The 14468-nt window shown below is 28.6% G+C and carries 13 protein-coding genes and 2 tRNA genes; 8 read left to right on the forward strand and 7 right to left on the reverse strand.

Annotated features, from left to right (window positions below; genetic code table 11):
- Positions 1-2: 2 nt before the first annotated feature.
- Complete coding sequence (locus tag HNP67_RS00550) at positions 3-1304, reverse strand: hypothetical protein (protein ID WP_184124017.1); 1302 nt, start codon at positions 1302-1304, stop codon at positions 3-5.
- Between the two features lie 195 nt (positions 1305-1499).
- Here HNP67_RS00550 and HNP67_RS00555 point away from each other — a divergent pair, with 195 nt between their 5' ends.
- Genes HNP67_RS00555 through HNP67_RS00570 form a run of 4 tightly spaced genes read left to right on the forward strand, consistent with a single transcriptional unit; the run spans position 1500 to position 6618 of the window.
- The gene (locus HNP67_RS00555; protein ID WP_184124019.1) at positions 1500-2258 is read left to right on the forward strand and encodes an MBL fold metallo-hydrolase; all 759 of its coding nucleotides are present in this window, start codon (positions 1500-1502) and stop codon (positions 2256-2258) included.
- A 20-nt stretch (positions 2259-2278) separates the two neighbouring features.
- Positions 2279-3046: an exodeoxyribonuclease III gene (gene xth / locus HNP67_RS00560; RefSeq protein ID WP_184124021.1), complete on the forward strand. Its 768-nt coding sequence runs from the start codon at positions 2279-2281 to the stop codon at positions 3044-3046.
- A gap of 13 nt (positions 3047-3059) precedes the next feature.
- Positions 3060-3836 carry a hypothetical protein gene (locus tag HNP67_RS00565; protein ID WP_184124023.1) on the forward strand — a complete coding sequence of 259 codons (777 nt, stop codon included), beginning with the start codon at positions 3060-3062 and terminating at the stop codon, positions 3834-3836.
- A complete protein-coding gene (locus tag HNP67_RS00570) occupies positions 3817-6618 on the forward strand; it encodes a M16 family metallopeptidase (protein ID WP_184124025.1) in 2802 nt (933 codons plus the stop codon). Before HNP67_RS00565 ends, HNP67_RS00570 begins: the two co-directional genes overlap by 20 nt.
- A 171-nt stretch (positions 6619-6789) precedes the next feature.
- On the opposite strand, the gene HNP67_RS00575 is transcribed toward HNP67_RS00570, so the two are convergent.
- The 6 genes from HNP67_RS00575 to fusA form a co-directional block, all read right to left on the reverse strand.
- A tRNA-Lys gene (locus tag HNP67_RS00575) sits at positions 6790-6862 on the reverse strand.
- A 109-nt stretch (positions 6863-6971) separates the two neighbouring features.
- Positions 6972-7044 (reverse strand) — tRNA-Lys (locus tag HNP67_RS00580).
- Positions 7045-7092: 48 nt separating this feature from the next.
- The gene (locus HNP67_RS00585; RefSeq protein ID WP_184124027.1) at positions 7093-7737 is read right to left on the reverse strand and encodes a tetratricopeptide repeat protein; all 645 of its coding nucleotides are present in this window, start codon (positions 7735-7737) and stop codon (positions 7093-7095) included.
- Positions 7734-8132: a bactofilin family protein gene (locus tag HNP67_RS00590; protein WP_184124029.1), complete on the reverse strand. Its 399-nt coding sequence runs from the start codon at positions 8130-8132 to the stop codon at positions 7734-7736. The genes HNP67_RS00585 and HNP67_RS00590 overlap by 4 nt, the downstream gene beginning before the upstream one ends.
- A gap of 34 nt (positions 8133-8166) precedes the next feature.
- Positions 8167-8865 carry a Bax inhibitor-1/YccA family protein gene (locus HNP67_RS00595; RefSeq protein WP_184124031.1) on the reverse strand — a complete coding sequence of 233 codons (699 nt, stop codon included), beginning with the start codon at positions 8863-8865 and terminating at the stop codon, positions 8167-8169.
- A 23-nt stretch (positions 8866-8888) separates the two neighbouring features.
- The gene (fusA, locus tag HNP67_RS00600) at positions 8889-10970 is read right to left on the reverse strand and encodes an elongation factor G (RefSeq protein ID WP_184124033.1); all 2082 of its coding nucleotides are present in this window, start codon (positions 10968-10970) and stop codon (positions 8889-8891) included.
- A 306-nt stretch (positions 10971-11276) separates the two neighbouring features.
- On the opposite strand from fusA, the gene HNP67_RS00605 reads away from it, so the two are divergent.
- The 4 genes from HNP67_RS00605 to prs all read left to right on the forward strand — a co-directional run bounded on the left by HNP67_RS00605 (position 11277) and on the right by prs (position 14466).
- Entirely contained in the window at positions 11277-11504 is a 228-nt protein-coding gene (locus HNP67_RS00605) for a KTSC domain-containing protein (RefSeq protein ID WP_014023757.1), read from the forward strand.
- 241 nt (positions 11505-11745) lie between these two features.
- Entirely contained in the window at positions 11746-12273 is a 528-nt protein-coding gene (locus HNP67_RS00610; RefSeq protein WP_184124035.1) for a tetratricopeptide repeat protein, read from the forward strand.
- 121 nt (positions 12274-12394) lie between these two features.
- On the forward strand, positions 12395-13045 hold the full coding sequence (locus tag HNP67_RS00615; protein ID WP_184124037.1) for a hypothetical protein: 651 nt from the start codon (positions 12395-12397) through the stop codon (positions 13043-13045).
- Positions 13046-13245: 200 nt separating this feature from the next.
- The gene (prs, locus tag HNP67_RS00620; protein WP_184124039.1) at positions 13246-14466 is read left to right on the forward strand and encodes a ribose-phosphate diphosphokinase; all 1221 of its coding nucleotides are present in this window, start codon (positions 13246-13248) and stop codon (positions 14464-14466) included.
- The last annotated feature ends 2 nt before the right edge of the window (positions 14467-14468 follow it).

Consider the following 14468-nt stretch of genomic DNA (forward strand, 5'->3'; position numbering starts at 1 on the left):
TATTATTTTTCCTCTTCAATAAATTTATTAATTTCATTAACTATAGAATTAAATTTTGATAACATTGATTGTTTATTTTTCAAAAAATTAAAACTTTTTAAATAGTTTCTGCTAAAGATAAGATCAGAAATTTCTGCAATATTGCTTATGTTTGTTAGCTTTATAGAGCTTGTATTAGCAATTTTTGTGTGGAGGTTCTTTCCATTTTCTTTTTCTTTTAGAATTAGTTGTAAGTTTTTTAAATTTCTTATTGTTTGCGGTTTCCCCCCTACATTGATATATTTTGTTATGTTTGTGTTTTTTTCAAGGATAAAATTAGCAATATTTGCTTGATTTCCTAGTGTAATTAACGTTAGTTTATTAAGGTTAATTTTTGAATTTAAAAATTTTAAATTTTGACTTGATTTTGCTAGTTCAATAATGTTTTGAATGTCATTTTCAGTAGATGCAATATCAGCTTTTTCATTAAGGATATTGGCAGGTTCAATTAAATAACTAATGCTTTTATTGATTACATAGCTAAATATACTTTTATGGCTATTTTTAATAAAATCGTAGCTTTTCATATGTTTATATTTTGGTGAATATAAATAAACAACTTTTCCTTTCTTAACAAGCCCACTAACCAGGGATTTAAACATTGAATCGTGAGAATAATAAGGAAGTATAAGTAAAGCAGAATCATATAGTTTTTGGTTATTGCTAATAAAGGCTTGTTTATATATGTTATTCTCTTTTGGTAAATAATTCATTTCGTTTATGAAAAAAGGATTAAATTCGTACAAAAGAAATGGATTTTGTTTTTTAAGACCCAATGTTGAGCTTACAGGGTACCAAATCGATAAGTTTAAATCATTTTTGTGATCTTTAATTCTTGCAAATCCAATTTGATAGTTATTGTTTTCATCTTTGGGATAATTTATAAAAAGTGCTAAGTATGAAAAAATAGTTGCAATAATAACGGTTAAAATAGCAGGCATTACAAGTATTGTTTTTAGCAAAATTGAAAGAAATATACCCTTTGATTGTTTTATAACCCTGTTGTTGCTTTTTCTTCTTCTGTTATTTACTATTGTTTTTATGTTTTTAAAGAAGATGATTAGCATAAAGATTAAGAATATACTGCCAATATATAACATTAATGGCCTAATTTCTATAAAGTATAAAGTTATTACAAAAAATGTACCTGGGAATATTATGAAGTAGTCTTCATAAGTAAATTCTTTTTTAAAATTAAATAAATTTACTATTAAAAATATACTAAAACTGGTTAAGAAAATGAGTTCATAAATTTGCGTATCCATAAAAATAATTTTTCCTTAAATAATTATAAGCATAAAAGCAATTTTTCCAAAATAGTTTACAGAATTGATTATTAAATAGCTTTAATCTAATTTTGGATTTAATAAGAGAGTGTTTGATTAATAGAGTTTATTTTTGTTTAATATAAAATGTTATGTTAAAATAGATTATGTTTTACAGGCGAAAGGTAGTAACATATGGTTGGAACCTTTTTAGGAACTGGTGCTTCAAGTGGCGTTCCTATGTTAAATTGTAGCTGTAGAGTCTGTACTTCAAGTTTTAGTAAAAATAAAAGATTGAGAAGTTCTTTTTTTCTTGAGGCTTCTGGCATCAAATTGTTGATTGATACGGGTCCTGATATTAGACAACAACTTTTAAGAGAGAATATAGATAAGCTTGATTTAGTGCTTTACACTCATGAACATTATGATCATGTTATGGGTTTTGATGATATTAAGTTTTATACACGAGCTGCTCCTTTAAACATTTATGCCAGAGATACTACCATGAGTTACATAATGAATGCTTTCCCGCACAATTTTTCATCCAAACCTTCTTTAAGTGGTAAGGCAGATGTTATTCCTAATGTAGTTAAGGATTTTAAGCCTATTTTTTTTAAAGGTCTAAAGATAGTGCCAATTCCTTTGATTCATGGAGAGATAGTGAGTTTGGGTTATAGGATAGACAATTTAGCGTATCTTGTTGATGTTAAATTTATTCCAGAAGTGTCCTATGATTATTTAAAAAATTTAGATCTACTCATAATAGATGCTATTAGAATTAAGCCTCATCCAGCTCATTTAAATTTTTCAGAGGCTATTCGTGAGATTAAAAAAATCAATCCCAAAATTTCTTACTTTACGCATATTGCACACGATATAATGCATGAAGAATTTGATTATTTAGAAAAAGACAATATTTATTTAGCTTATGATGGATTAAAGATTTTTATTTGATTTAAATTTAAAGAGGATTTATGAAATTAATTTCATGGAATGTAAATGGAATTAGAGCTGTTTTAAAGAAAGGTTTTCTTGAGTTTGTAAAAGAATATACTCCAGATATTTTGTGTGTTCAAGAAACTAAAGCCTTAAGAGAACAGCTGCCAAAGGATTTAATTCTTGAAAATTATTATTCTTATTTTTCAAGGTCAAAAATTAAAGGTTATAGTGGTGTTTGTATTTACTCTAAAATTAAGCCTATTGCTGTAAATTTACTTGGAAAAGAAATTTTTGACAATGAAGGTAGGGGGCTTGTAGCGTACTATGATAATTTTGTGTTAATTAATGGTTATTTTCCCAATTCTCAAGCTTTAAGAAGAAGACTTGTTTATAAACTCGATTTTTTATCCTATTTTGAGAATTTTATAGATTCTCTTGTGGATGGTGGAAAAAATGTAGTAATTTGTGGTGATTTTAATATTGCTCACACTCAGATTGACCTTGTAAGTCCTGATTCTAATAGAGATTCTCCTGGATATTATATTGAAGAAACCACTTGGCTAGATAGCTTTTTAAACAAAGGATATGTGGATACATTTAGGATATTTAATAAGGAGCCCGGTTATTATACTTGGTGGAGCTATAGAACAAGAGCTAGGGAGAGGAATATGGGTTGGAGAATTGATTATTTTATTGTTAATGAATTTTTTAAGAGAAATGTTAAAAAATCTCTAATTTTAGACAAAGTAATGGGTAGCGATCATTGTCCTGTTTTTTTAGAGCTGGCTGATGTAGTTAGCTAAAGGGGAGGTTAGATTGAAAAAAAACATTGCAATTTTTTATTTAATGTTTAGTGTTAATTTTAGTTTTGGCATTAATTTAAATGATTTTAATTTTTATCGCAATCTTGAAAAGGAAGAATTGATATTTTTAATCAACCTATTAAAGAGAGAGCAACTTGTTTTGGCAAATAGTTGTGCTTTAGAATATATTGACTTAGCTTATAAGGCGTTAAAAGAAAAAAACATAAATTTATTATTAAAAAATGATAAAGAATTAGCAGTAGATCGTAATACCAAGCATTTAAGACGATCTAAGACATATAACAATGCAAGACTTATCTTTAAGGCTACAAAGGATTTAAACACTTTGGTTCATATTAGTGAGGGTGGGCTTTTAAAGACTTTAGATGGTAGAAGCGTAGGGGTTAATAAGGATAATAAATTTATTATTTTAGATTCTTTTTTGAATAACGATTTTTATGATGATATTCCAAGCGAATATACCACTATTGAAATTTATAATAAAAGTATTTTAATGCCTAATTTAAATAAATTTCTTCTAGATAAGCGTTTAAATCCTTTTATTTATCTTGAAGATTTTAATAAAAGCGTTTATTTAAATGATATTCCAAAATTAAGCAAAGAAGAGTTGTTGTTTTTATTTTATGAACTATTTCCAGTTTCTAAGCTAAAGAGTTTAAAAGATTGGAATGATTTTGGATTTTCATCTATTTTAAAAGCATTGAATAAAATTTATTCTGAAAAAATAAATTCAATAAGGGGGCATGCAAATGAATTATCAAAGAATTAAAAATTATTGTAAATTTACAAGTGTTTTGCTATTTTTTTTGTTTTCTTGTGTTTCTAATGGCATAAAGTTAGATCAAAGCTTGGTAAAAGGAAAACTTCTTAATGGGTTAAGATATTATATTTATAAAAATCAAACTCCAAAAAATGCTGTTAATATTGGAATTGTTTTTAATGTAGGCTCTCTTAATGAAGAAGATAATGAGAGGGGAATAGCTCATTATCTTGAACATATGGCTTTTAATGGTACAAAAGATTATCCAGGGAATTCTATTGTTGATGTTCTTAAGAAATTTGGAATGCAATTTGGTGCTGACATTAATGCTGCTACTAGTTTTGATTTCACTTATTATAGACTTGATTTGTCAGATGGTAATAATAAAGATGAAGTTGATGAATCTATAAATATTTTGAGAAACTGGGCTTCTCAAATCAGTTTCATGAAAGAAGAAATAGATTTGGAACGAAATATTATTATTGAGGAAAAAAAGCTTGGTGAGACTTATCCTAGTAGAATTTATGAAAAAATGTATAAGTTTTTGACAAGCGGGAGTCTTTATGAATTTAGAAATCCCATTGGACTTGAAGAGCAGATTTTTTCTTTTCAGTCAGAAGATTTTAAAAAATTTTATAGAAAGTGGTATAGGCCAGAACTTGCAAGTGTTATTGTGGTAGGAGATGTTAATCCTTTAGAAATTGAAGAGAAAATAAAGAAGCAATTTATTTCTTGGGAAAATCCAGTCGATAAAATTAAAAAGGCAAAAGTAAACTTAGATGTGGGGCTTAAAGATAAATTTTTACTTTTAGAAGATTTGGAAGTAGCAGAGCCTAGTTTAATGTTCTTTAAAAAGGAAATTATTAACTTTATAAAGACCAAAAATGATGTTTTAAATGATATTAAAAGGTCTTTATTGTCTGCTCTTTTTAAAAATAGATTTTCTGAATTAAAGACTGCTGGGGTAAAGCATTTTAAAAATGTTTCAAATAAAGATTTTTTTTCATTTAAGTCAGATAACAATACTGTTGTTGCAAGATCGATTTCGTTAAGCTTTAATCCAGATCATTTGAACGAAGGAATACAAGACTTTTTTTATGAGCTTGAGAGGATAAGGAAATTTGGATTTACTCAGGGTGAGTTTGAAAAAGTTAGATCTCAATTTTTCAAATCTTTAGAATTAAGGAAAAAGAATATAAATAAAACAAATTCATGGGCTATTTTTCGAGATTTGATAGAAATTGCTATTAATGGTTCTGATAAATTTGATATGAATGAATATTATGACCTTTCCGTTCAATATTTGGAAAAAATTGATTTAAAGACAATAAACAATCTTGTAGAAAGAGAGTTTGATGTAAAAAATTGTGCAATTTTTTATTCTTACCATAGAGGAGCACACCCCGTTTTGACTTTTGAAGATATTGGCAATCTTCAAAAGATAGCTTTAAAAGGAGAATTAAAGTCTTATGAGAATTCTTCAATTGAAGGTAAATTTTTTAAGAAGTCTTTAGATGATAAGGATATTATTAGAGAAAATGAGCTTGAAAATGAAATTTCATCATTTGTTCTTGAAAATGGGGTTGAAGTTTATTTTAAATATAATGATCAAAAAAAGGGTGTAATTGATTTTAGTGCAACTTCTTGGGGAGGTTTGCTTAATGAGGATTTAAAACTTATTCCCGTTTTATCTTTTGCGCCTGGAATAGTATCTGGTTCAGGATACGGTGATTATTCTGCATTACAGATTGAAAAATATTTATCAGATAAAGCTGTTTCTTTAAGTGTTGGTGTTGGAGCTCAAGAATCATATATTACTGGAAGTTCAGATAAAAAGGATCTTGAAACTCTTTTCCAGCTTATATATTTTGCTTTTAAGGAACCCAAAATTGATGATGTTTTTTTGCAAAATGCTATTAATAATATAAAAGCATTAATAAAGAGTAATGAAAATAGTTCTAATTATCATTTTAAAAAAGCTATTAGTAAATTTTTAAACAATAATGATCCTAGATTTGAAGATGTAAAAGATGGTGATTTACAATATCTTACAAAAGAAAATATTTTGTCTTTTTATAAGAAAAGGTTTACCTATGCAAATAATTTCAAGTTTGTATTTGCTGGAGACTCAGATATTCAGACAATAAAGGCTTATTCAAAGAAATATTTAGGCAATCTTAACTTTAAAGAAATAAGCGAGTATAAAGATTTAGATTACTCTTACAGTAAAAATTTTAATAAAATAGTTGTAAGGAAGGGAAAAAATTCAACTAGTTTTGCTTATGTAGTTTATCCTTTTAAATTTAATTATTTAGCAGAAACCTCGTTAAATTTAAATGCTTTAGCAGATCTTTTAACGGATGGCCTTATAAAAAATATTAGAGAAAAAATGTCTAGTGTTTATGCAATTCAAGCCTCTTTTGACTCCAATTTAAGGAAAAATATAGATTCCGATGGTATTTTGTCTATTTTTTTTACTACCGAGCCTAAGGAGCTTGACAATGTTTTAAATTCTATTAATCGCTATATGATCGAAAGGCAAAAAATAGATTTTAATGATAAAGATTTTTCTTATGTTAAGAAGAATTATGTTAAAAATACAAAAATAAATTCAGAGAAGAATGGTTATTGGATTTCAAATATATTGGGGTCATTATCCTGGTACGGAGTATTTAAAAATAATTTTGGGGTTAAGTTTATAGAGACAAGCTTAAACAAAGATTTAATAAATGAATTTTTTAAGAAAATTCATCTTGAGGAAAGAGCAGAGATATTATTAATACCTGAATAGTTTGTGTTTACTTAAAAAACATTCTTGTTTACTGGGGGGGGGTAATAATAGAAAGCAAGAATGTTTTTAACCTATTGTTTATTAGCAAGCAATACATCCTCTAGGGGAATCGAACCCCTCTTGCCAGGATGAAAACCTGGAGTCCTAACCGATAGACGAAGAGGACAAAAGTGAGCTCAGTAGGACTCGAACCTACGACAAACGCCTTAAAAGGGCGCTGCTCTACCACCTGAGCTATGAGCCCAAAAGTCATTTTATGACCATTAAGAATAATGGTATATTTATTTTCTAATAATGTCAAGTTAAATTGGCATAAAAATTAATAATTTATATTAAAAATGTATTTAACAATTTGAGCTGCACAGGACTTGAACCTGTAACCAGCGGATTAAGAGTCCGATGCTCTACCACTTGAGCTAGCAGCCCAGTTTATTAATTTACTAAGAATAAGAATAAGTTTTTATAAATTGAATGTCAAGGTTTGTTGTTGCTTTTTTTTAATTCTTCTAGTAAATTTTTTGCTTCTAGATTATTAGGAGATATTGTAAGAAGTTTAATTAGTGCTTCTTCCGCTAATATTTTATTTTTTGCATTTATTCTTGATCTTGCTAATTTTATTAATAGATTTTGGTTGTTAGGAGAAAATCGTAATGCATATTCGTATGCAAAATCTGCTTCATTGTATCTTTTTAGTTCATAGAAAGAATCTGCAATCAAATTATAAACTTTTATTATTCTTGCTCCTTTAGAATCAAGGCTAATGTATTCTTGAAAATATTTTAATGCATTTTCATAATTTTTTTGAAAAAAATAAGCTTCTCCTAATGCTTGAATAATTCTTATGTCATATTTTTTAATACCAAGCCCTATAATCGCTTCTTTTTCAGCTCTCTTATATTCTCCTATAGCTATTAAGCTCCATATCAATATTGTTCTAGCATCTAAGTTGCTAGGATTTAGTCGAATTTCTTCTAGCGTGTTTAAAATAGCTTCTTTAAATTTTCCTTCTTTATATAGAAGAAGAGAGTCTTCTTTTTCTATAAGCTGTGATTGTCCAAATAATAAGCTTGAATTGGATAACAAAATTAAAATTATTTGTAATAGAAAATAGAATTTCATTCTTCTAAATCCTCCATTTCACAATTCCCTTTAAATATTGCTCCAGAATCAATAAAAAGTTCTTTGGTTTTAATGTTTCCTATTAACTTGCCGGTTTTATAAATTTTAATTGTTTTTAAAGCCTCAATATTTCCTTTTATTTTGCCATGATTTAGTAAATGTTGACATTTTATTTCAGCTTCAACATCAGCTTTTTCCCTTAGATAGATTGAGTTTGATGAGTTTATTAAGCCTTTGAGTTTTCCTTCTATTATTATTGGCTTATTGCTTTCAATATATCCTTCAAACTCAAAATTTTTTTTTATGACATTTTGAGTACTACTTTCTTCAAATTCTAAGCTATCTATGTTCATTGAACCCTCTAAAAATGAATGCTTTAGCTTTAAAGCATTCATTTTTGATTGAATTTTTTATGAATTTTTTATGATTTTAGTCGTTTCTTCTTTGGCCCAAAAATCTTAAAAGATATAAGAATAAATTTATAAAATCTAAATAAAGTTTAAGTGAGGCTACAACCGCCATTCTGTTTTTTATTTCAGTTTCGTCTTGTAGCATTCGATCCATTTTAGAAATATTTTGAACGTCATAAGCTGTTAGGCCTGTAAATATAACTACGCCCAAAATAGATATAAGGAAATTAAGTCCTGAGCTTCTAAAAAACATATTAACAAGAGATGCAATAATGATTCCCCATAAGCCCATTATTAGATAGCTTCCCATTTTTGTTAGATCTGTTGTTGTAGTGTATCCATAAACAGACATTCCAAGAAATGTTCCAGCAGTAATTCCGAATGTGAATACTATTGATCCTTGTGTATAAATCATAAATATAGAAGATAATGTTACCCCTGTTAGTGCTGAGTATAGCAAGAAAAGAGCCGTTGCAGTATTGCTTGATATTTTATTAAGAGCACCACTTATTGCATATACAAGTCCAAATTGTATAAGTATTATAGCCATAAATGACATTGGATTTGAGAATATTATTGCTTTTATTGTTTGATTTTCTGAGGTTGCATATGCAAACATTGCTGAGATTAAAAGTCCAATTGACATAAGCCCGAAAACTTTGGCTAAGAACTTGTTTTTTATTAGTATTTCTTGTTTTTCTTGTGTTAAATCGATCATAATAAAGCCTCCTTATTATTTTATTAAGATTTGTTTTGATCGTTAAATTTTTTGCGAAGTTCATCAAATATAGTGCTTGGAACTTTTCCATACTTTAAGAATTCCATTGAGAATTCTGCTTTTCCTTGGGTAGAAGATCTAAGGACTGTTGAAAATCCAAACATTTCGCTTAAAGGCACCTCAGCCTCAACTTTTGAAAAACTTCCATCTTCTAGCGAACCTGTTATTATTCCTCTTCTTTGGTTTAAAAGTCCAAACATATTGCCTTGGAATTCAGTAGGTCCTTCAAGGGTAACTTTCATTATTGGTTCAAGGATTGTAGGCTTTGCTTTTTCATAAGCCTCTCTAAAAGCACCAATTGCTGCTAATTGGAATGCAATATCAGATGAGTCAACAATGTGATATTGGCCATCATTGATTGTAATTTTTATGTCAACTATTGGAAAGCCAATTAATGTTCCTCTTTCCATTGCTTTTTGGAATCCTTTGTCACATGATGGGATATATTCTGTTGGAATTACTCCCCCTTTTATTAGATTAACAAATTCGTATGTTTCTCCTTCTTTATTAAGAGGTTCCATAAACCCTGCAACTCGTCCAAACTGTCCAGCTCCTCCAGATTGCTTTTTGTGAGTATAGTTAAATTCAGCTTTTCTTGTAATTGTTTCTCTATAGGCTACTTGCGGCATTCCGGTTTCGACTTCTGCCTTGAACTCTCTTTTCATTCTTTCAATGTAAACTTCTAAGTGCAGCTCTCCCATGCCTTGAATTATTGTTTCGTTTGATTCACTGTCAACATAGGTTTTAAATGTTGGATCTTCTTTTGTAAATCTTCCAAGGGCTTTAGCCATATTGTCAGCAGATTTTTTGTCCTTGGGTTTTACAGAAAGAGAAATTACTGGATCTGGAATAAACATTGATGTCATTGAATAGTTGATCGATGGATCGCAAAACGTATCGCCTGATGCACATTCTATTCCAAATAAAGCAACAATGTCACCACTTCCCCCAAATTCAATGTCTTCTGTATTATTAGCGTGCATTCTAATAAGTCTTCCGACTTTGAATTTTTTAGAAGTTCTTGAGTTGATAAGTTCTTGCCCTTTTTTTAAAATTCCCTGATAGATTCTGACATAGGTTAACTGTCCATATTGTCCGTCTTCAAGTTTAAATGCAAGAGCAACGGTTGGGAGTTCGTTGTCAATTTTAAGATCGATTTCTTTTTCATTATTATTGAGGTCAAGAGCGGTGTTTTTTATATCATGAGGGGATGGTAAAAATTTAGTTACAGCATCTAAGAGCAATTGTACTCCTTTGTTTTTATAAGCAGATCCCATAAATACAGGGCATAACTTTAAAGCTAATGTTCCTGTTCTAGTTGCATTGTATATTATTTCAGTGGGGACATCTTTTTCTTCCATATGTAATTCCATAAGTTCATCATTAAAGTCAGCAAGAGTATCGAGCATTATTTCTCGTTTGCTTTTTGCTTCTTCTAAGAGATCTGAGGGTATTTCTTTTTCTATTATTTCTGTTCCATCTTTTCCTTCAAAATAGTAGGCTTTCATTAATACAAGGTCTATGACTCCAATATGTTTGTCTTCTAATCCAATTGGGATTTGCATTAAAACGGAGTTTAAGTCAAGTTTTGATCTTAGTTGATCTTTTACATTGTAGGGATTTGCTCCGGTTTTATCGCACTTGTTTACAAATGCAAGGCGCGGTACGCTGTATCTTTTAAGTTGTCGATCAACAGTGATTGATTGGGATTGAACTCCTGCAACAGAGTCAAGAACCAATATTGCTCCGTCAAGCACTCTAAGAGATCTTTCAACTTCAATTGTAAAATCTACGTGACCGGGTGTATCAATAATATTTATTGGAAAATCTTTCCATTCAACGTGTGTTGCAGCTGATGCTATTGTGATTCCTCTTTCTCTTTCAAGTTCCATTGAATCCATTGTTGCACCAACGCCATCTTTGCCTTTTACTTCGTGAATTGCATGAATTTTATTACAATAAAAAAGAATGCGTTCTGTAAGAGTAGTTTTTCCTGAGTCGATGTGTGCGCTAATACCTATGTTTCGCAATTTATTGTAGTCCATTAGACTTTGTTCCTCCTGATGATATGTGCGTAGAAGATTAACTATCTTAGTAATTCTACAAAATTTTTTTTTAAAAATCTATCTTATACCGTTTTATATTATTAAATATTTGGAAGTTTAGACTATTTTGTATGATATTTGACAGGTTGCTTGATTAAATTTGTATTAATGTATATCCTTACACTAGGGAATATATCATTTAGTAGATTTTGATTTTATTGATTAAAACTTTTTATTTTTTATTTAGTGAATTAACTCTTACTTTATTATTATACTCCTTAGATAATTAATTTGGAGGAATTTGAGTTGGAAACTTTAACGATATCTAATGAATTGAGTAAAATATCACAGGTAGGTTACGATTCTTCTGTGTCTGAGCTTTCTGTGTTTTTTAAGGATGGAAGAGCTTATAAGTATTTTAAGATTGAACCAAGACATTTTAGTGCAATATCTAAACTTGTTGAGGACAGAAGATCAGTTGGTAAATATTTAACAGAAAATGTATTTAACAAATATGACCAAGAAAAGCTTTAATTTGTTTTTTAGATAGTATTAAAAGCCCTTTTGTTTTTAAAGCAGGAGGGCTTATTTATGCTTATAACTAGCTTTTAGAGTGATAAATTTTGTTTTATAATCATCAAGATGGTTTATTTAATTTTAAAATTCAGCAGCATTGAAGTTTTACATTTTGATTATTATTAGATTTAGTGTTATTTTGCTGCTTTGAATAATTTAAATAGTATAAATAAGTATTAAGGATTCAAGTAAATTTTTTATGTATAAATTGTTATTTATTATTGTTTTTGTTTTGTCTTGCAGTTCTATTTTTAAGGAATATCAAAACATATCAGGTGAATACTTTAAGCTTGCTAAATTAAATGAAGAGCTTGGTAATGATGAGACCTCTGTTTTGCTTTATGAAAAATCTATTAAATTTAATATTAATGCTGGTGATGATGCAAGCTACAATTTTATTTTAGCTTGCATTAATTTGAAAAAATATTCAGAGGCTGAGGTGAAACTTAATTCTATTATAAAAGAAGATCCAGAAAATATTTTGTTAATTAATCTTAAAGGATATTTGCTATTTAAGAAAAATGATTTAGACAATGCTTTGACTAATTATTTGAAAACTCTAGAATTTGCTCCTGCAAATAAAGAGGCTCTATTTAATATTTTTTACATTTACCATTTAAAGAGCGACAAAAAAAATGCAAAAAAATATCTCTCAAAATATAAAGAGCTAAATCATCCTATACCAAGTGGTGTGGAAGAAATAGTGTCTTCGGTTCTTAAGAGTTAATTTTTTAGTTTTTTGTTTGCTTTTTACTTTGTGGCAATCTTTATGTTAATTATTATATAATTAAGGTATGCAATATAAACCCTGTTTTATCTTTCATAAATTTTTGTAGGAGAGTTTGTATATGATTAGGTTTAAAGTTTTAATTTTATGTTTGTTTGGTACTTTTGTGGTCAATGGTTTTACAGATACTAATTTTGAATTCAATTTTGGTGGTGGGGTTGCTTTTCCTGTTAGTCCCTTTTCAAGCTTTTACAATGAGGCTTTAGAGATTAATGCAAAGCTTAAGCAAAATTTGCCTTCAAATTTATCCCCAATAGAAAAAGAAGAGATAGTCCAAAATTTTTCTGATTTAGCCAATATTGCTAAAGCTGGAATAAAATATGGATCTTACGCTCAATTTGGTGCTAAATTTGATGATTTTGTTTCTATTGGATTTGAGCTTTTGTTTGACATGAATCTTCTTAAAGCAATAAAGCGTTCAGATGGAACTGCAAATGAAAATTTCTCGTTTATTATGGCAATAACGCCAAGATTTTATACCAAATTAGATTTTTTTGTTTTAGCTTTAGCGTTTTTCACAGGTCCTAAAGTTAATATAGTGACTTCTTCTGCAGACTCTGTTTTAGCAGAACTAGGAACAATGGGCTGGGATATTGGTGCTAGGCTTTCATTTTCTTTTGTAATTCTTGAAGGTTATTATGTTTGGAATATTAAAAACCCTAAATTTTCTGATTTCAAGTTTGGAATAGGTTTTGAATTTGGAATTGTGTAGTTTAGTTAATTTTGTTTTTATGATTATGTATAATATTTGTTTTTGTTATTAATAGAATTTTTTAATTTTAATTTTTATTATTAAAGCTAAAATATTTTAATGACTTTACTTTAAAAAATTTTAGTTATTTTTGTGTGTATAAGTTTTAGTAATTATTAAATTAAGATTGTTAAGATTTTTAAAAAAGAACGAGGAACTGGGTGAATTTACTTAAAAAAAAATCAATAGGAATTATTGCTTGTCCTGGAGGTAGGGTTTTTGCTAGCAAAATAATAGAAGAGCTTGACAAAATATTTATAAATATTGAAAATGAAATTGTAGAAAGTATATGCCAAGATTCTAAGGCCTTAAAGGAAGAAATTTTTAAGATTGAAAAAGTTTTATCTCCTTTTTTAGAAGGGCTTAGTTTATCTACTCTTAAAAGCAAAGAACCTTTAGAAATTCCTGTAAAATTTGTTAAATTTGCCAATGGTGAATTTAAAACTGAAATTTTAAAAACAATCAGGAATAAGGATATTTTTATTGTTCAAGATGTTGCTAATGCTTATGAAGTTGAGATAAGCAATAGTGAAAAAATAATTATGACAGTTAATGATCACATAATGAATTTAATGACAACAATAGATGCTTGTATGCAGGCCAAGGCCAATTCTGTTAGTGTTATTATTCCGTCTTATCCTTATTCAAGGCAAGACAAAAAGCATTCAAGAGAATGTTTAACAGCAAGTCTTATTGGAAGATTTTTAGAAGAGCTGGGTATTAGACATATTTTAACTTTGGATATTCACTCAAAGGCCATTGAGAATGTATTTAGGAAAGTTTATTTTGAGAATTTAAATGTTTCTTATGAAATCTTTAATTCTCTTAAGGATTTAATAGACATTAGAGATTCTAATTTGGTTATTGTTTCACCCGATACGGGTGCTGTAAGTAGAAATAAATTTTTTGCATCAAGCCTTAAGAGTCCTCTTGCTTTGCTTTATAAGGAGAGAGATTATTTAAGAGTTTCAAATGATGTTGCTGATTCAAATATTTCTGTAACCAAGCTTTTAGGCGATGTTGAAGGTAAGAATGTTTTTATGAGTGATGACATGTTAGCTACTGGGAGTACTTTAATTAAGGCAATGAAATTGCTTAAAAGCATGGGTGCTAAAAAGATTATATGTGGGATTAGTTTGCCGTTTTTTAATGGAGACGCTATTAAATATTTTGATAAAGCTTATGAGGAGGGATATTTTTATAAGATAATTGGAACGAATGCCGTTTGTCATAATGATGAATTAATAAATAAGTCCTGGTATCATGAGGCTAATGTTGCGCCTCTTTTTGCGGAGGCAATATTTGCAATATATAATAAAGTTGGTTTAGAAAAAATTCTTGATAGAAAGGATGATATTCAAAAATTGATTACTAAGGGTTAATT

It is taken from the genome of Borreliella californiensis (assembly GCF_014205885.1).
In the GTDB taxonomy this organism is placed as follows: Bacteria; Spirochaetota; Spirochaetia; order Borreliales; family Borreliaceae; genus Borreliella; species Borreliella californiensis.